14 protein-coding genes are annotated in these 17,328 nt (G+C 65.2%); 11 read left to right on the top strand and 3 right to left on the bottom strand.

Annotated elements, in window-relative coordinates; all coding sequences use genetic code 11:
• Nucleotides 1–68 precede the first annotated feature (68 nt).
• From AC0L15_RS23035 to AC0L15_RS23060, 6 genes are all read left to right on the top strand, one after another.
• The gene (locus AC0L15_RS23035) at nucleotides 69–293 is read left to right on the top strand and encodes a hypothetical protein (protein WP_023799025.1); all 225 of its coding nucleotides are present in this window, start codon (nucleotides 69–71) and stop codon (nucleotides 291–293) included.
• Nucleotides 294–625: 332 nt separating this feature from the next.
• On the top strand, nucleotides 626–3,112 hold the full coding sequence (gene ligD / locus AC0L15_RS23040; protein ID WP_287249665.1) for a DNA ligase D: 2,487 nt from the start codon (nucleotides 626–628) through the stop codon (nucleotides 3,110–3,112).
• Between the two features lie 89 nt (nucleotides 3,113–3,201).
• A complete protein-coding gene (gene ku, locus AC0L15_RS23045) occupies nucleotides 3,202–4,116 on the top strand; it encodes a non-homologous end joining protein Ku (protein WP_287249669.1) in 915 nt (304 codons plus the stop codon).
• Entirely contained in the window at nucleotides 4,113–5,216 is a 1,104-nt protein-coding gene (locus tag AC0L15_RS23050) for a tetratricopeptide repeat protein (RefSeq protein WP_473497182.1), read from the top strand. The genes ku and AC0L15_RS23050 overlap by 4 nt, the downstream gene beginning before the upstream one ends.
• A gap of 215 nt (nucleotides 5,217–5,431) precedes the next feature.
• Complete coding sequence (locus AC0L15_RS23055) at nucleotides 5,432–6,076, top strand: alpha/beta hydrolase family protein (RefSeq protein ID WP_287249673.1); 645 nt, start codon at nucleotides 5,432–5,434, stop codon at nucleotides 6,074–6,076.
• Nucleotides 6,077–6,085: 9 nt separating this feature from the next.
• Nucleotides 6,086–6,856: an exodeoxyribonuclease III gene (locus AC0L15_RS23060; protein ID WP_287249675.1), complete on the top strand. Its 771-nt coding sequence runs from the start codon at nucleotides 6,086–6,088 to the stop codon at nucleotides 6,854–6,856.
• Between the two features lie 59 nt (nucleotides 6,857–6,915).
• Here the strand turns inward: AC0L15_RS23060 and AC0L15_RS23065 are convergent, their stop codons facing one another.
• Complete coding sequence (locus tag AC0L15_RS23065; RefSeq protein ID WP_287249678.1) at nucleotides 6,916–7,371, bottom strand: GFA family protein; 456 nt, start codon at nucleotides 7,369–7,371, stop codon at nucleotides 6,916–6,918.
• A gap of 219 nt (nucleotides 7,372–7,590) precedes the next feature.
• On the opposite strand from AC0L15_RS23065, the gene AC0L15_RS23070 reads away from it, so the two are divergent.
• Together AC0L15_RS23070 and AC0L15_RS23075 are read left to right on the top strand one after the other, a co-directional pair.
• Complete coding sequence (locus AC0L15_RS23070) at nucleotides 7,591–9,072, top strand: WD40 repeat domain-containing protein (RefSeq protein WP_287249679.1); 1,482 nt, start codon at nucleotides 7,591–7,593, stop codon at nucleotides 9,070–9,072.
• A gap of 249 nt (nucleotides 9,073–9,321) precedes the next feature.
• Nucleotides 9,322–11,331, top strand: a complete 2,010-nt coding sequence (locus tag AC0L15_RS23075) for an amidase (RefSeq protein ID WP_287249681.1) — start codon at nucleotides 9,322–9,324, stop codon at nucleotides 11,329–11,331.
• Between the two features lie 58 nt (nucleotides 11,332–11,389).
• On the opposite strand, the gene AC0L15_RS23080 is transcribed toward AC0L15_RS23075, so the two are convergent.
• Complete coding sequence (locus AC0L15_RS23080) at nucleotides 11,390–11,719, bottom strand: hypothetical protein (RefSeq protein ID WP_287249682.1); 330 nt, start codon at nucleotides 11,717–11,719, stop codon at nucleotides 11,390–11,392.
• Nucleotides 11,720–11,895: 176 nt separating this feature from the next.
• On the opposite strand from AC0L15_RS23080, the gene AC0L15_RS23085 reads away from it, so the two are divergent.
• Nucleotides 11,896–13,518, top strand: coding sequence for an ABC-F family ATP-binding cassette domain-containing protein (locus AC0L15_RS23085; protein WP_287249708.1), 1,623 nt, complete (start codon nucleotides 11,896–11,898; stop codon nucleotides 13,516–13,518).
• 67 nt (nucleotides 13,519–13,585) lie between these two features.
• Here the strand turns inward: AC0L15_RS23085 and AC0L15_RS23090 are convergent, their stop codons facing one another.
• Complete coding sequence (locus AC0L15_RS23090) at nucleotides 13,586–14,017, bottom strand: class I SAM-dependent methyltransferase (protein ID WP_287249683.1); 432 nt, start codon at nucleotides 14,015–14,017, stop codon at nucleotides 13,586–13,588.
• A 573-nt stretch (nucleotides 14,018–14,590) separates the two neighbouring features.
• On the opposite strand from AC0L15_RS23090, the gene AC0L15_RS23095 reads away from it, so the two are divergent.
• Both AC0L15_RS23095 and AC0L15_RS23100 read left to right on the top strand, forming a co-directional pair.
• Nucleotides 14,591–15,895: a mechanosensitive ion channel family protein gene (locus AC0L15_RS23095; RefSeq protein ID WP_128172985.1), complete on the top strand. Its 1,305-nt coding sequence runs from the start codon at nucleotides 14,591–14,593 to the stop codon at nucleotides 15,893–15,895.
• A gap of 292 nt (nucleotides 15,896–16,187) precedes the next feature.
• Entirely contained in the window at nucleotides 16,188–17,324 is a 1,137-nt protein-coding gene (locus tag AC0L15_RS23100) for a KamA family radical SAM protein (RefSeq protein ID WP_287249686.1), read from the top strand.
• Nucleotides 17,325–17,328: the final 4 nt, after the last annotated feature.

Raw genomic sequence — 17,328 nt, forward strand, 5'->3', positions numbered from 1 at the left:
CAACCGTCTGTCTCGGCCATCCTTATGCCAGCCGTCTTCTCCTGCGGCGGCGTGTGTATGAGCAGTCCATGGCCAGTTCCGTCACCAGCCAGAATTCCAAGCGCGCTGCAGTGCGCAGGGCGCTCGGCCGCCACAAGGTCTACATCACCGCACAGAGCTTTTCCGCCGGCGCCTACAAGGCGCGTGTCCTCGTCGACGGCGAGGCTTATTGGGTCGACGAATTCCGGCTGAGCCAGCTCCAGCAGGGTCTGTCGCCTGCCGAGCTCGAATTGACGCCGGCCACCGACGATTGAGCCCGTGACATCCATCCCTTCGTCATCCCAGGGCGGAGCAGGAGCGAAGCGACGTCGCGGAGACCTTGGGATCCATGCCGTGACAGCGGAGCGCCGCTGCGATGGAATTTTGATGCTGGCGGGACAGCGCCCCCTCTGTCCTGCCGGACATCTCCCCCGCGAGGGGAGATTGGATGTCACGAATGCTTTCGCCAATCTCCAACGTCGAAGAAGAGGCGCCAAGGCAGAAGCTGCCAATCTCCCCCCTTGTGGGGGAGATGTCCGGCAGGACAGAGGGGGGCGCGAAGGAATGAGACGCTGGTTGCTGACTGCCGCGCGCTCCGGTCTTTGACATGCCAGCTCCTTCCAAACTCAAGGCCTATCGCGCCAAGCGCGAATTCAGCAAGACGCCGGAGCCCGCCGGCGGGCCGGTTGCCGCAGAAGGCAATCGCTTCGTCGTGCACAAACACCATGCCACCGCCGACCATTACGATCTTCGCCTGCAGGTCGGTGACGTGCTGAAGAGCTGGGCGGTGCCTCGCGGCCCGTCGCTCAATCCGGCCGACAAGCGGCTGGCGGTCGAGACCGAGGACCATCCGCTTGAATATATCGACTTCGAAGGCGTCATTCCCGAGGGCGAATATGGCGGCGGGCCGATGATCGTCTGGGACACCGGCGTCTGGGCGCCGATGGACGATGTCGAAAAGAGCCTGCGCACCGGTTCCTTCAAATTTCGTCTCGCCGGCGAGAAACTGAATGGCGGCTGGATGCTGACCAGGCTGAAACCGAAGCCCGGCGAGGATGAGGGCAAAAAGAACTGGCTGCTGTTCAAGGAGCGCGACCTCGCCGCCGCCGCCGGGCTCGACATACTGGAGGCCCGGCCGGAAAGCGTCAAATCCGGCCGCCGCATCGAGGAACTGGTGGCAACCCCGAAGCCTGCCGCAAGGCCTGCGAAACCGGTGGCATTGAAACCCGGTGCGCTGCCGGGCGCGGTCAAGGCGCCGCTGCCTTCCCGGATCGAGCCGCAGCTGGCCACGCAGGTTCCGAAGCCACCGGGCGGCGAAAGCCCTGCCGAAAAAACGCGTGAAATCTGGCTGCACGAAATAAAATTCGACGGCTACCGCACCATGGCGCATCTGGCCGACGGCGCGGTCAAATTGATCACCCGCGCCGGCCTCGACTGGACCAGGCGCTATGGCGACCTGCCGCTCGCCTTTGCCGGGCTGCCCTGCCGCGATGCAATCATCGACGGCGAGGTCGTCGTGCTCGACGCCAGGGGCATCAGCCGCTTTGCCTTTTTGCAGGAGGCGCTGGCCGAGGGCGCCGGCAACAAGCTCCACTACTATGCCTTCGACCTGTTGTATCTCGACGGCTGGGACCTGAGAAAAGCGCCGCTCGGTCGGCGCAAGGAGCTGCTGTCGCAATTGCTGTTAGGCCTGGGCGCCAACTCCGCCATCCAGTTCTCGGACCACGTCGAAGGCGATGGCCAGGCGCTCTACGACCAGGCCTCCGAGATGGGGCTGGAAGGAATCGTCTCCAAGCGCGCCACCGCGATCTACCAGAGCGGCCGCACCAAGACCTGGACCAAGACCAAGGCGCTGAAGACCGGCGATTTCGTCATCGCCGGCTACACCACCTCCGCTGCAGCCGAGGGGCTGGCCGCACTCGGGCTCGGCGAATTCGAGGATGGCGAGCTGCACTATCGCGGCAAGGTCGGCACCGGCTTCGACGCCGCCACCGCCACCGCGTTGCTGGCCCGGCTGGAGCCGCTGCGCGCCGGCGCGTCTGCACCCGAAGGCGTTCCACGCGAAATCATGCGCGAGATGAACTGGGTGCGGCCGCTGCTTTCGGCCCATATCCACTATGCCAACCGGACCACCGATAATGCGCTGCGCCATGCCGTGTTCCGCGGGCTGCGCGACGTCGGCCTGTCGACGCCTGTATCGGCCAAGCGCAAGCGGCTGATCGCCGAGGCCGACCTCGCCACGATCTGGGTGACCAACCCGACGCGGCGGCTGTTCGGCAGAACCGGACCGACCAAGCTCGATATCGCCGTCTACTACGCGCTTGTCGGCGACTTCATGCTGCCGCACATTTTGGGCCGCCCGGTGTCGCTGGTGCGCTGCCCGACCGGCAAGCCGCAGGACTGCTTCTTCCAGCGCCATGCCTTCACCGGCATGCCGAAATCGGTGGCGACTTTTGAGGCGACCAATTCCGAGGGCGAGACCAAATCCTACCTGTCGGTCGAGGACGCCAAGGGCTATCTGGCGCTGGCGCAGTTCGGCGTCGTCGAGTTCCACACCTGGGGCACCCATCGCACTCGGCTCGACAAACCCGACCTGATCGTCTTCGACCTCGATCCGGGCGAGGGGGTTAGCTGGCGCGAGGTGGTCGAGGCGGCGGTGCATATCCGCGCCGAACTGGAGGCGATGGGACTGGTGCCGTTTGCCAAAACCTCCGGCGGCAAGGGCATCCACATCTCAGTGCCGGTGACGCAAAAACAGAACTGGAAAAAGCTGCACCAGGCGACCAGCGCCATCTCCTCGGCATTGGCCGCCGCGGCGTCCGACACCTTCACCACCACGATGGGCAAGGACAACCGCAAGCGGCGCATCTTCATCGACTTTCACCGCAACGCGCGCGGCCACACTTCGGCGGCACCCTATTCGCTGCGCGCCCGCACAAACCTGCCGGCCTCGACGCCGGTGAGTTGGTCAGATCTGGAATCCATCGACGCTCCGGAAGATTTGAATTATTCTTCGCTGCCGGGGCTTCTGGCCACCTCCGGCGATCCCTGGGCCGACATGGAAGATTTCGCTAGGGATTTGCCGGTATTGTGAGGGCGATGTAGGTTTTGCGCAGCGCCGTTCGTCCTTTGGACGAAGCGCTGCGAAAAGTTCGACAGCGCACGGCCGCGTAGGAGAGTTTCATGGCGCCCAGGGCAAGTTGGAAAGGTTACCTCAAGCTCAGTCTCGTCAGCTGTCCGGTCCGGCTTTATCCGGCGACGAGTGCCAGTGAGCGCATCAGCTTCAACCAGCTGCACAAGGACACCCACAACCGCATCAACATGAAGCCGGTCGACCCCGAGCTGGGACTGGTCGAGCGCTCGGATCTGGTCAAGGGCTACGAATACGAGGACAAGCAGTACATTATCATCGAAGATGCCGACCTCGAGGCGGTGCGCATCGAATCCAACCACACGATGAACATCGAAGCCTTTGTCGACGAGCATTCGGTCGACGTCATCTACCAGGACGCGCCCTACTATCTGGCGCCGGATGGCGCGATGGCCGAGGAAACTTTCGCGGTGCTGCGCGAAGCCATGCGCAAATCCGGCAAGCTGGCGATCGCCCGGCTGGTGCTGTCCAGCCGCGAGCGCGTGGTGACCATCGGCGCGCGCGAGAACGGCATGTTCGTCTGCACCTTGAGGAACCCGAACGAAGTGCGCGGCACGGCTGAATATTTCGGCAACATCCCGGCCGGCAAGCCCGACCCCGAAATGCTGCAGCTTGCCGAAGCGCTGATCAAGCAGAAGGAAACCACCTTCGATCCGAAGAACTATGAGGATCGCTATGAGATCGCGCTGATGGCGATGATCCGCGAGAAGCTCAAGGGTCACAAGCCGATCATTGCGGCCGCGCCCGAGCGCGGCAACGTGATCAACCTGATGGATGCGCTGAAGGCCAGCCTGTCGCAGTCGGCCAAGCCGCCCGCCAAGAGCAAGAGCAAGGCCGATGAGGCAGCCAAGCCTGCAGCGAAGCCCGCCAAGGGCGGCGCCGGCGCGGCCAAGGAAAATCCGCTCAAGGCCAATCTGCTCAAGGCCGTCGGCAAGAGCAAAGGGTGACAGCGCCGACCGGTATAATTTCCGGCAGCGTCTTCGGCGCGATCGGCGCGCTGGCGGCGTTCCCGCTCAGGCTGGCGGCGCGCGAGGTCGAGCGTCAGCAGGGCCAGTTGCGGCGCGGCGTCAACAGGCGCACCAGCCATGTCGTGTTTGGCCGCACACTTCTGGCCAAGGCCGGGGATGCCGAGATCGAGCGCCGCGTCGCCGCCGAGCGTGCGGCCGGGCGCAAGCTGATCAGCGAAAACGGTTTTTTGCGCCTGCTCGGGCTGGTGAAGGCGCCGGAGGTCTCGGCGCTGTCGCGGCAGTCGCTTCTCGATCAATCGCGATTGGCGGCATTCGAGCTCGACCTGTTGTCGCTTTTCGATGCCTTCGAGCATGATTGCGAACCCTATTCGTTCCGCGATTTGATCCTGGCCCGCAAATATGCCGGGCTGATCGCCGGTGGCGCCTCGTGGGGGGCGATCGCGCGCTCGGTGCACCGCTGCGGTCCGGTCGCCTCGCTGACCGCCAAGTCGCTGAATGTCGGCTCGCAGCATGGGCGCGCCGATCAGATCTACCTCGAAGGCGGGCAGAGCGAACTCGACGGCCAGTTGCTGTTCGATCTGGGAACGCCGGATGACGACACGCTGGAAGAACTGTTCGCCGACGCTGAAGCGGCGGAAGAGGCTGAAGACCACGAGCAGGCGGCGGCACTCTACCAGCGCTGCCTGGCCATCGATCCGACCGACGCCATCGCCGCCTTCAACCGCGCCAACTGCCTGCGCGCCGCCGGACGCGCGGCCGAGGCGGCGCATGGCTATGCCCGCGCCATCAAGTGTGACCCCGGCTTTGTCGAGGCCTGGTTCAACCTGGCCGGGCTGATGAGCGATGAGGGCCGCGACGGCTCGGCGCGACGGCATCTGCAGAAGGCGATCGCGCTCGATGCCAATTATGCCGATGCGGTGTTCAACCTTGCGAGGCTGGAGTTCGACGCCGGCAACCTCGCCGAGGCGCGGCGAAACTGGGCGCGCTATCTCGAGCTCGACGCCAGCTCCGAATGGGCGCGGATGGCGGCCAAGGGTATTCAGTTCATCGATTTGCAGCTGGCGCGGATGTCGGGGTGAGGGCTTCGTTTGGTTGCGCTTGAACACCCCCCTCTGGCCTGCCGGCCATCTCCCCCGCAAGGGGGGAGATTCGATGTCGCGATCGCTTTCGCCAATCGCCAATGTTGGAAGTCCGGCGGTACGGAGAAGCTGCCGATCTCCCCCCTTGCGGGGGAGATGGCCGGCAGGCCAGAGGGGGGTGGGACGGAACGCGGCCTTCATAAGTGGGCCGCCCCATGACCACCTTCCTCCTCGACGGCCCAGACACCGCTTCCATCACCATCCTGCTCGCCCATGGCGCCGGCGCGCCGATGGATTCTGCCTCGATGAATGCCACGGCAAAAGCGCTGGCCGAAGCCGGGTTCCGCGTTGCGCGCTTCGAGTTCCACTACATGGCGGCCCGCCGCTACGGCCATCGCAAGCCGCCGCCGCGCGCCGAGACGGTGAACCCGGAATACATCAAGGCGATCGCCGACCTCAGGGCGAAGGGCGTGAACGGGCCGCTCATCATCGGCGGCAAGTCGATGGGCGGCCGCGTCGCTTCGATGATCGCCGACGAGGTGTTTTCGAAGGGCGACATTTCAGGGCTGCTTTGCCTCGGCTATCCCTTCCATCCGCCGGGGAAACCGACACAGCTTCGGACAAAACACCTCGCCGATCTCAAGACGCCGACATTGATCTTCCAGGGCACACGCGACGAATTCGGGACCAGGGACGAGGTCGCGACCTACGATCTTTCCGACGCCATCGAAGTGCGGTGGCTGGAGGATGGCGACCACGATTTGAAGCCGCGCAAGAGCATCTCCGGCTTCTCCACTGCCGATCATCTGAAGACACTCGCCGATGCGGTGAAGGCGTGGACCGAGCGCATCGTGCGCTGAAGCAGGCCGATGAAGATCGCCACCTTCAACGTCAACAACATCAACGGCCGGCTGCAAAACCTGCTCGCCTGGCTGACTGTCGCCAAGCCCGACATCGTCTGCCTGCAGGAACTGAAGGCGAGGCAGACGCAGTTTCCACGCACAGCACTCGCCGCGGCCGGCTATGGCGCGGTTTGGGTGGGGCAGCCGACCTGGAACGGCGTCGCCATACTGGCGCGGGGTTCAGAACCCGTTCTGACCCGCGAGGCACTGCCCGGCGACGACGGCGATAACCAGGCCCGCTATGTCGAGGCGGCGGTCAGCGGCATCGTCGTCGCCTGCCTCTATGCGCCGAACGGCAACCCGCAGCCCGGCCCGAAATTCACCTACAAGCTGGCGTGGCACGAACGCCTGAACGCGCATGCGGAAGAACTGTTCGACACCGGCCTGCCGGTGGTGCTGGCCGGCGACTACAACATCGTGCCCGAGCCGCGCGACATCTATCCGACCCGCTCCTATGACGACAATGCGCTGGTGCAGCCGGAAAGCCGCGCCGCCTTCGCAGCGCTGCTCGACCAGGGCTGGACCGATGCGCTGCGCAAGAAGCACCCGAAGGAGACGCTCTACACATTCTGGGATTATCGCCGCAACCGCTGGCCGCGCGACGCCGGCCTGCGGCTCGACCATATATTGCTGTCCAAGAAACTGGCGCGCCGGCTGGCCGGGGCAGGCATCGACCGCGACGTCCGCGGCGAGCCCGGCGCCAGCGACCACGCGCCGGTGTGGGTTGAGTTGCGGTGAGGGCGGAGATTGGCCGTCATTGGCGGTTTCGCCAATCTTAATCCTTCATGCGCAACCGGTCAGCCCGGTCGCGCGCCTTCGCGGGCGAAGGCCTCGATCAATGGCGTATACCCCTCAAGGTCGGGTTGGGTGGCGAAGCTGTGGCTGGCGGCGGTCGTTGCCCAGGGCAGCGTGAAGACCTCGACGAAGGGCACATACCAATGATGCTCGTCCAGCATGGTCGCGCGAACATTGACGAAGAAGTCCAGGCCGTGCGGATGGGTGAACATCCAGTTCTTGCAATGCGGGCAGTAGAGTTGCCGGTGCGGCCCATGCATGCCGCCGACCACCGGCTCGCCTTGCGTAACGGTGAAGCCGCTGCTTGGCACCGCCATAGTCAGGGAATAAGCACTCGCGGTCAGCTTCTGACAGCCGGTGCAATGACAGGCCATTGTCAGCAAGGGCGGCGCACTTATGCGAAAGCGTATCCCGCCGCACAGGCAGCCGCCGTCCCAGGGTAGTTTCCAATCATCCATCACTTGGCCTCGGTGCTGAGTTCCCTGCTAGGCGATTCTAGCGCGCGACCGGGCAACATTGCGGCGACCGAGAGTGTCGCCAGGCCATATCGAGCGCTTTGGCGCAGGCGCGCGTTTTGCGCTCGCTGTTTCGCTCTTCGGAATTGACCGGGCATCGACAAGCCCGGCGCCGACCTGCATCATTGCGGGCGAAGCGAACAGCGGCGCGAGGGGAGTCCGATGAACAGGTTTGTCGACAGGCTGCTCGCGGCACTTCTGCTTGCGATCGGCATGCTCTGCTTCACACGCGTGTATTTCGCGCTGGGCGGCGAGGGCGCCGGCGACGCTTTCGCGTCCGCGCGCCTGGCTTTTTTCGGCGCCGCGGGTGTTTTCTCAGCTCTTGCCGCCCTGCTGTTCTGGGCCGGCCTGCTGCCGGGCCGATCGACGCTCGTTCCGAAGACGCCTCTGTTCGGCAGGGGCGCCGAACTGCAACCCGGCGGACGACCACGCCTGCGGCGGCTCTTTGCCGTCGTTCCGTTCCTCGCCGTGCTCGCTCTGGTGGCCGACCAACTCGGCCCCTGGTCGCGGCAGCCACAGGACGCCGGCAAAAGCCTGATCGCCGAGCAAACCGTGCCAAGCGCGCCGGAAGGCCAAGACGTCACCAGCGCACCGGCCCCGGAACCGGAAGCGGCTCCTGCCTCGCCATCCGAGGTCGCGCTGGCCCCACCTGTCTCACCGCCGGAGCCTGCTCCAGCCCCGGCTGCGCCACCGCAGACCGTCGCGCCGCTGCCTCAGGCTCCGCCGCCGCAGCCGACGCAGCCCGACGGCCACCGCGAGCCCGTGGTCTGGCTGGCGGTGGCGTCCGACGGTCACTCGATCATGAGCGCCAGTACCGACCGCACGATCAAGCTCTGGGATATCGACGGCAAGCGCCTGATCCGCACCCTCGGCATCCACAAGGACATGGCGCGTACCGCGCTTTTCCTGCCCGATGGGGCGCGGGCGCTGACGGCGGGCGACGATGGCGAGATCGTGCTGCGCCAGCTCGCCGATGGCGCGGTGCTGCACGTCTTCTCGTCAGGCCAGAACGGCGGCGTCAACAAGCTGGCGATCAGCCCCGATGGCAAACGTGCTGTCAGCGGGCACGACACCGGCAGGGTCATCGTCTGGGATATCGAGAAAGGCTCGGTGCTGCATGTGATGCCGGGGCACGACTGGTCGATCAGCGGGGTCGCCGTCTCGCCCGACGGCACACGCGCGATCAGCGGCAGTATCGAGGGCACACTAAAACTATGGGACATCGACACCGGCAAGCAGCTGCGCAGCTGGCACGGGCATGAGCGCGGCCCCTATGGCGTGGTGTTCACGGCCGACGGGCGCCATCTGATCACCGGCAGCGGCGATTATACGATCAAGCTCTGGGATCTCGACAGCGGCCGCGAAGTCCGCCGCCTCGAGGGCCATTCGGGCACGGTCTATGCGCTGGCGCTGTCCGCCGACGGCAAGCGGCTGCTGTCCGGCTCGCTCGACGGCACGGCACGGCTGTGGGACATGGAAACCGGCAGCGAGATCGCCCTGTTCGACAGCCGGTCCGGTCCGGTCTACGCGGTGGCGTTCGCCGCCGACGGCACGGTGCTGACCGGCGGCTACGACCGCACCATCCGGGACTGGCCGGCGGGCGGCGGCGACGGCGTAGTGCTCTTCGCCGGCGCGCCGGAGTGATCAATTTCCTGATCGGCGCTTGAGCACCCCCCTCTGTCCTGCCGGACATCTCCCCCGCAAGGGGGGAGATCGGATGTCACTTCGGCTTTCGTCAATCTCCAGCGTTGAAAAGTTGGCGCTGTCGAGGACGCTGCCGATCTCCCCCCTTGCGGGGGAGATGCCCGGCAGGGCAGAGGGGGGTGTGAAAGAACGCGACCTGTGCAATATCGGCGCTAGGCCCCATCGTCGCGCAGGGTGCAGGGACCGAACATGACGACCAGTCTCCACATCGTCGAAGCGTCGATCGCACAGCTGCGGCGGGCGCTGGAGGCCGGCACCGTCACCAGCGTCGAGCTGGTCAGCGCGTATCTCAGGCGCATCGCCAGGTACGACCGCCATGGCATCGCCCTCAATGCCGTTCCCTTGCTCAATTCCAAAATGTTCGAGGAGGCGGCCGCGTCCGACTGGCGCCGCAGGAATGGTGCTGCGCTCGGGCCGCTGGACGGCATCCCCTATACCGCCAAGGACAGCTACAAGGTATCAGGTATGACAGTCGCCGCCGGCTCGCCGGCCTTCGAGCATCTCATCGCCAACGAGGACGCCTTCACCATCGGGCGGCTGCGGGCCGGCGGCGCGGTGCTGATCGGACTGACCAATATGCCGCCAATGGCCAATGGCGGCATGCAGCGCGGCGCCTACGGCCGGGCGGAAAGCCCCTACAATGCCGATTACCTGACCGCCGCCTTCGCGTCGGGCTCGTCGAGTGGCTCCGGCACCGCGACCGCCGCCAGCTTCGCCGCCTTCGGGCTTGGCGAGGAGACATGGTCGTCGGGCCGCGCGCCGGCGTCGAACAACGCGCTGGTCGCCTACACGCCGTCGCGCGGCGTCATTTCCGTGCGCGGCAACTGGCCGCTGGTGCCGACGATGGACGTGGTGGTGCCGCATACGCGCAGCGTGCCCGACATGCTCGAACTGCTCGACGTGATCGTCGCCGACGATCCGAACACAAGGGGCGATTTCTGGCGTGCGCAGCCCTGGGTGGCGCTGCCGAAGAGCTCGGATGTACGGCCGCCAAGCTACACCGGCCTCGAGCTGGAGGGAGCGCTCCGAGGCATGCGGCTCGGCGTGCCCCGCATGTATATCGGCCGCGATACGGACGTTGCGATCCAGACCCGCGCCTCGGTGCTGGAACTGTGGCAGCAGGCGGCGGCCGATCTGCGGCGGCTCGGCGCAGATGTGGTCGAGGTCGATTTTCCCGTCGTCTCCAACTACGAGCGCGACCGGCCGGGAGCAAAAAACATGGTCGATCGCGGGCTGATTCCCAAAGGATTCGCCGAGCGCGAGATCTGGGACGTGTGCGTCTTCGCCTGGGACGATTTCCTGCGCGCCAATGCCGACCCTGCCATCGCCGATCTCGCGTCGGTCGACGGCCCAAAGATCTTTCCGCAGCCGCCGGGCACGCTGCCGGACCGTTATGAGGACAGTTTTGATGTGGCGGAATATGTCGAGCGGGCCAAGCGCGGCGTCACGCCATTCCTGGCCATTCCCGAGCTGGAGGCCGGCCTGAAAGGCCTGGAGGCGACGCGGCGCATCGATTTCGAGGATTGGCTCGCCGCGCAACGGCTCGACGCGGTGGTGTTTCCCGCCGTCGCCGATGTCGGGCCGGCCGATGCGGATGTCAACGAGGCCTCCGCAGCACTGGCCTGGCGCAACGGCACCTGGGTCGCCAATGGCAATCTGGTGCCGCGCCATCTCGGCATTCCGACCGTCACCGTGCCGATGGGCACGATGGCCGATATCGGCATGCCGGTCGGCCTAACCTTCGCTGGCAAGGCCTATGACGACACCCGGCTGCTGCGGCTGGCCGGCGACTTCGAGCGTTTTGGCCAGCGCCGCAGCCGCCCGCCGCGCACGCCGGAACTTCCCGACGATGTTTTTTTCGGCCGACACAACGCGAGCATGCCCGGCGAGACGCCGCCGCTGACCGTGGCGCTTGCCGCCGAGACGCGCCATGCCGGTGATCAGGACGAGATAACAGTCACGCTAGATGTGGCCGGAACGGGAATCGAGACCAGCGTGAACGTCCATGTCAACGGCGAGCCCATTCGCATGCAACGGACCGGCGCGCGGTTCACCGGGCGTGCAGTCGTACCGGCCAAAGAGCATGAGAGAATTCACAGCGTCTGGCGCGGCTCGTATGGCTCGATCGTCAGCGCTGTCGTGCATCTTGAAGACGGACGCGCCGCCGGCGCCTATATGGTGACCGGCGGGATCGGCTGACCATCGCGCTTCGCCTTGTGCTGCGGCGCGCCGTCTGCAAACGGCTTTTCAATTCGCGTCAGTCCGGCTTGCAGGGGTCGGCCTTGGCCGCTGCTGTCTTCTCGCCCTCCTGCTGCGCCTCGACATCCTGCTGCGAGGTGGCAAGGTTTTTATCGCCACCGGCTTCCTGGTTGGCAAGCGGCATGGTGTTGCCGGTCTTGTTGGCCGGGCCGCCCTTTACCCTGTTACCGGTATTCGCGTCGGTTTCGAGGGGCGCGCGCGTTGCGTCTTTTGCGACGCCTGATTGAGTTTCGATCGATGCGGTCGTGTCGTGGCAGGTAGCGCTTGCCGTGCCGGCCGTCAGCCCGATCATTGAGGTGGCGAGCAAAATAGCGGTTAGGGTCTTCATCTCGTCCTCCTTCGCTGTTTGAGGTCATCTTTCTAAACTGCCGGCACTATCCGAGGTTCCGCCAATTCAGTTCGAACTTCGAATGTTGCGTCGTATTCCCATCGATTTGCGGGTTCCGCAGACGCCGCCTATCGCGTATTGGCGCGGGGAAACTCCCTTGGACGCGCGTGAAAAGCATGATTCGACTGGAAAGCATCAGCAAGCAGAACGGCCGCCAGATCGTCTTCATCGAGGCCTCCGCCTCCCTGCAGAAGGGCGAGAAGGTCGGCCTGGTCGGCCCCAACGGCGCCGGCAAGACGACGCTGTTTCGCATGATCAACGGCGAGGAGCAGCCCGACGAGGGCCAGGTCTCGGTCGATCGCGGCGTCACCATCGGCTATTTCAGCCAGGATGTCGGCGATATGGCGGGCCGCAGCGCGGTCGCCGAAGTGATGGACGGCGCCGGGCCGGTGAGCGAAGTGGCGGCGGAGATGGGCGAACTCGAAGCCGCCATGGGCGATCCCGATCGCGCCGACGAGATGGACGCGATCATCGCCCGCTACGGCGACCTGCAGGCGCGGTTCGAGGAGCTCGACGGCTATGCGCTGGATGGCCGCGCCCGCGAGGTGCTGGACGGCCTCGGCTTCAGCCAGGAGATGATGGACGGCGACGTCGGAAAGCTTTCCGGCGGCTGGAAGATGCGCGTGGCGCTGGCCAGGATCCTGCTGATGCGGCCCGACGCCATGCTGCTCGACGAGCCGAGCAACCATCTCGACCTGGAAAGCCTGATCTGGCTGGAACAGTTCCTGAAGAATTATGACGGCGCCCTGCTGATGACCTCGCACGACCGCGAGTTCATGAACCGCATCGTCGACAAGGTGGTGGAGATCGATGGCGGCTCGCTGACCGCTTACTCCGGCAACTATGAATTCTACCAGCAGCAGCGTGCGATCGCCGACCGGCAGCAGCAGGCGCAGTTCGAACGCCAGCAGGCGATGCTGGCCAAGGAGATCGCCTTCATCGAGCGCTTCAAGGCGCGGGCGTCACATGCCGCCCAGGTGCAGAGCCGGGTGAAGAAGCTGGAGAAGATCGACCGCGTCGAGCCGCCAAAACGCCGCCAGAAAGTGTCGTTCGATTTCCAGCCGGCGCCGCGCTGCGGCGAGGACGTGGTGACGCTGAAGAACGTCCACAAGGGCTATGGCAGCCGCCCGATCTATCAGGGGCTGGATTTCCAGGTGCGCCGCCGCGAGCGCTGGTGCGTGATGGGCATCAACGGCGCCGGCAAGTCGACGCTGCTGAAGCTGGTCGCCGGCGCTTCCGCGCCGGACAATGGCACGGTGGCGCGGGGGCCTAGCGTCAAGATGGGCTATTTCGCCCAGCACGCCATGGAAGTGCTGGAGGGCGAACGCACCGTGTTCCAGACGCTTGAGGGCGCCTTTCCGCAGGCCGGCCAGGCGCCGTTGCGCGCGCTGGCCGGCTGCTTCGGCTTTTCCGGCGACGAGATCGACAAGAAATGCCGGGTGCTGTCGGGCGGCGAGAAGGCGCGGCTGGTGATGGCGCTGATGCTGTTCGACCCGCCCAACCTGCTGGTGCTGGACGAGCCGACCAACCACCTCGACATCGCCACCAAAGAGATGCTGATCACGGCACTTTCGCAGTATGAGGGCACTATGCTGTTTGTCTCCCACGATCGGCATTTTCTGGCGGCGCTGTCGAACCGTGTGCTGGAACTGACGCCGGAGGGCATCCACACCTATGGCGGCGGCTATACGGAGTATGTCGAGCGAACCGGGCAGGAGGCGCCTGGGTTGCGGAGCTGAGGCGCAGAGCGGCGTTGCCGCTCACCATGACCCAAACGCTCGATTCCGGAAAGGAAGCACGGGCTGCTCAGCCGTGTATCACAATTTCGCGCAGCGGATCGCCGCCGTCGATGAACAGCCGGCCTTGCGCCGTCAACGCCCCCTTGAGCCGTTGCAGGGCGATTTTTCCTGCTTCGGGATGACGCCCGTCCAGCGCGCCGACGCGCACCGCAACTGCAATGTCGAAGTGCTTTTCGTCCGCCTCAAGGTTGAAGTCCTCGATGGCGACCTGACGAAAGCTCAGCCGGCTTGCTGCAATCTCGGCGCGCGAGGCGGCCCTGGCCTGCGCGATGGCTTTGGCCGAGCGGTCGATCGCCAACACGTGACCGTCGCCAATCCGGCGCACGATCTCGCGCGTTGCAGCACCTGGGCCGCAGCCGATCTCCAGCACGCGCATGCCGTGCCGCAAAGGCAGCGCGTCAACGATCGCCAAAAGCCTTGGCGATAAGTCGTTCGCCATTCCTCTTCTCCAGCCTTTCCGTGAGCCGAGATTAGCGACCATGGCTGGCGACGGGAAGGCCGACACCTGAGGGATCGCGGACATCGTCGAAGTGTTCACCGCCGGTTATTGAGGAGGGGCGCCCCTTGATCGATATCGAAGAGGCCGACGATCGGTCGACTTCTCAACTGCGCGACAGGAACAGCAGGGATATTTAAAGAAAGAATAAAGGCCGAGCGGCCCGGCGTCGTTGGCCTGAGGGGGGCGGGACTGGCGCCGAGCCTAACCGGTTGGGGGGTAGATCACCGGCCACCTGCATACATACGCTAAATCTAATTTAAGAGCAAGCTAATATAACAGTGATTCAATGTTGCGCGTTGGCGATTTTCCAGCGGTTGTTTCCAATCAGTTGTTGTTTCTGGCGGCCGCTGCCTGGCCGCGTGCGTCACTCTTATGGCGGCGGCTATACCTGACATGTTGAGCGCACCGGCCAAAAGGCGCCGGGGGCGCGGGGTGAAGCGCAGAGCGCCGGCTTGACCCTGCACCAGGCCGGCGACATTGTGTTGGTCGCCAGTCCATAACGGTCGTGTGGGAATGGATTTTCGCAACGCCATTGATGAATCGCTGGCCTGGGCCAGCCGATGGTTCGACTACGCCGTCACGCCGTGGTTTTTCTATCAGGCTGCCATCATCGTCGTGCTCTTCCTCGTCGCGAAGCTCGCAGCGCAGCGCATCGAACCGCTCGTGGAGAACCGGGCACGCCAGATCAAGGGGCATCCCGGACTGTTGAGGGTCGTCGTTGCCCTGTTGCGGCGCACCGACTGGATCCTGTTCACGGTCTTCCTGCTTGCCGCGCTCGTTCTCATGCGCGCCGTCACCTGGCCGAGCCGGACCCATTTCATCTATATCGCGCTCTCCCTATCGCTTGCGTGGCTGTTTGCGTCGGTGCTGTCGCGCATCGTCCGCAATCGCTTTGTCGCGCGGGCTCTCGCCTGGCTGACCTGGATCTATGCGGCCCTTGTCATCCTGGGCATCGACGACGACGCCGCGACTTTCCTGGACGGCCTCGCAATACCTTTGGGCGCGGTGCGCCTTTCGGCGCTCATGGTGCTGAAAGCGGCGCTGCTGCTGATCGCCACGGTTTGGCTTGCGGTGGTCGTCGGCAAGTATATCGACGAGCGCGTCCGCATCTCCGAAGAGCTGACGCCCTCGATCCGCGTCCTCGTCGGCAAGGTCGCAAAGGTCGGCCTTGTGCTGGTGGCGGGTGCCATCGCCCTGTCTTCCGTCGGACTAGACCTGACGGCCCTGACGATATTCTCCGGCGCCGTCGGCGTCGGCCTGGCTTTCGGGCTGCAGAAGGTTGTTTCGAATTTCGTCTCCGGCATGATCATCCTGCTCGACAAGTCGATCAAGCCGGGCGACACTATTTCGCTCGAAGGCACTTTCGGCTGGGTGCGCGAATTGCGGGCGCGGTTTGTCTCGGTGGTGACGCGCGACGGCCGCGAATACCTGATCCCGAACGAGGACTTCATCACCCAAAGGGTCATCAACTGGTCGTTCAGCGACAACCTCGTGCGGCTCGACGTGAATTTCGGGGTCTCTTACGATGCCGACCCGCATAAGGTCAGTGAACTGGCGATCAAGGCCGCCATGAGCGTCGGCCGGGTCGAAGCGGACCGGCGGCCGGTCTGCTGGCTCACCGACTTCGGCGAATCCTCGCTCAATTTCGTGCTGCGCTTCTGGATCCACGACCCTCAGCAAGGCTTGACCAACGTGCGCGGCAGGGTGCTGCTGGCGCTGTGGGACACTTTTAGGGAAAACGGCATAGACATCCCCTACCCGCATCGCGAGATCATCATGAAGCCGGATGGGCGTGCTGAGAAACCAGGCGGGCGCTGAAGCTGCCAATCTCCCCCCTTGTGGGGGAGATGTCCGGCAGGGCAGAGGGGGGCGCGAAGGATCGCCAACCTTGTTCGTTCTGAACGCGCAAAGGACGTTCTAAGCGAATGCGCGTGAGAGCGGATCGGTGAGAGAAGTCGGCGGGACAGCGCCCCCCTCCGTCCTGCCGGGCATCTCCCCCACGAGGGGGGAGATTGGCAGCTTCGGCGCCGTGCGCGTTCGCGAGTGCATCCGGCAAGGGTTCGCACCTCGGCTCCAATCCTGTATCCAGCCCGAATTCAAGGAGCCTGCGATGACCTCACACCTCGATACCCCCGACGCCGTCATGGCGGCCGACGACGAGCCCGCCTACGACGCCGCGTGGCAGGGCGATGTTCGCGCCGGCGTGCGGCAGGTGCGCGATCTCGACTCCCTGCCGCTGTCGCCAGCCGAGCGCGCGGCGGCTCAAGCCGCGGCCACGCGCCACAAGGTTCGCATCCCAAAAGCCTACCTCGACCTGATCGACTGGAGCGACCCCGCCGATCCGATCCGGCTTCAGGTCATCCCGTCGCCCGACGAGCTGGCTGAGCAGGAAGGCGAGCTCGACGATCCGATCGCCGACCACGCCTTCAGCCCGGTGCCGCGATTGACGCATCGCCATGCCGACCGGGTTCTGCTATTTGCGACCTATCAGTGTGCGGTCTATTGCCGGTTCTGCTTTCGCAAGGAGTCGCTGACCTCGATCGGCCGGGGTTTTTCGCGCGAGGCGCTGGAGCCGGCCTTCGCCTATATCGAGGCCCACCCCGAAATCCGCGAGGTGATCCTGACCGGAGGCGATCCGCTGTCACTGCCGGACAAGGCGCTGGCAGAAATCCGCGCCCGCATCGAGGCGGTTGCGCATGTGCGGCTCTTGCGCATCCACACCCGCGTGCCCGTAGCGCTGCCCTCGCGCGTCACGTCAGGGCTAGTTCGCTCGCTGCAGGGCCGGCTGATGGTCACAGTCGTCACCCATTTCAACCACGCGCGGGAGATCACCCCGGCCACCGAAGAAGCCTGCCGCGCGTTGCGGCAGGGCGGCTTCGTGCTGCTCAACCAGAGCGTCCTGCTGAAAGGCGTCAACGACACCGTCGAGGTGCTGGAGGAACTGTGCCGCGAGCTGATGTACCGCCTCGGCATAAAACCCTATTACCTGCACCACGGCGACCTCGCGCGCGGCATGGCGCATCGGCGCACCACGATTGCCGAGGGACGGGCGCTGGTCAGCGCCTTGCGGGCGCGCCTGTCGGGCATCTGCAACCCCGTCTACGTGCTGGATCTGCCCGACGGCGGCGGCAAGGTGCCGCTCGGGCTCGGCCCGTGCCATGTCGAGGCGCAGGACGGCGACACCTGGCGGATTCGCGGGCAGGATGGGACGGTGAGGACCTACACGGAGCTTGTCGGCGACCTCTGAAACC

Source organism: Mesorhizobium sp. WSM4846, assembly GCF_055811415.1.

What these genes read in the sequence shown, in the direction of transcription:
- AC0L15_RS23085 (WP_287249708.1), top strand. Translation starts at nt 11,896, where the DNA reads ATGATTCGACTGGAAAGCATCAGCAAGCAGAACGGCCGCCAGATCGTC.
- AC0L15_RS23070 (WP_287249679.1), top strand. Translation starts at nt 7,591, where the DNA reads ATGAACAGGTTTGTCGACAGGCTGCTCGCGGCACTTCTGCTTGCGATC.
- ku (WP_287249669.1), top strand. Translation starts at nt 3,202, where the DNA reads ATGGCGCCCAGGGCAAGTTGGAAAGGTTACCTCAAGCTCAGTCTCGTC.
- AC0L15_RS23055 (WP_287249673.1), top strand. Translation starts at nt 5,432, where the DNA reads ATGACCACCTTCCTCCTCGACGGCCCAGACACCGCTTCCATCACCATC.
- AC0L15_RS23090 (WP_287249683.1), bottom strand. Translation starts at nt 14,017, where the DNA reads ATGGCGAACGACTTATCGCCAAGGCTTTTGGCGATCGTTGACGCGCTG.
- ligD (WP_287249665.1), top strand. Translation starts at nt 626, where the DNA reads ATGCCAGCTCCTTCCAAACTCAAGGCCTATCGCGCCAAGCGCGAATTC.
- AC0L15_RS23065 (WP_287249678.1), bottom strand. Translation starts at nt 7,371, where the DNA reads ATGGATGATTGGAAACTACCCTGGGACGGCGGCTGCCTGTGCGGCGGG.
- AC0L15_RS23060 (WP_287249675.1), top strand. Translation starts at nt 6,086, where the DNA reads ATGAAGATCGCCACCTTCAACGTCAACAACATCAACGGCCGGCTGCAA.
- AC0L15_RS23075 (WP_287249681.1), top strand. Translation starts at nt 9,322, where the DNA reads ATGACGACCAGTCTCCACATCGTCGAAGCGTCGATCGCACAGCTGCGG.
- AC0L15_RS23095 (WP_128172985.1), top strand. Translation starts at nt 14,591, where the DNA reads ATGGATTTTCGCAACGCCATTGATGAATCGCTGGCCTGGGCCAGCCGA.
- AC0L15_RS23035 (WP_023799025.1), top strand. Translation starts at nt 69, where the DNA reads ATGGCCAGTTCCGTCACCAGCCAGAATTCCAAGCGCGCTGCAGTGCGC.
- AC0L15_RS23080 (WP_287249682.1), bottom strand. Translation starts at nt 11,719, where the DNA reads ATGAAGACCCTAACCGCTATTTTGCTCGCCACCTCAATGATCGGGCTG.
- AC0L15_RS23100 (WP_287249686.1), top strand. Translation starts at nt 16,188, where the DNA reads ATGACCTCACACCTCGATACCCCCGACGCCGTCATGGCGGCCGACGAC.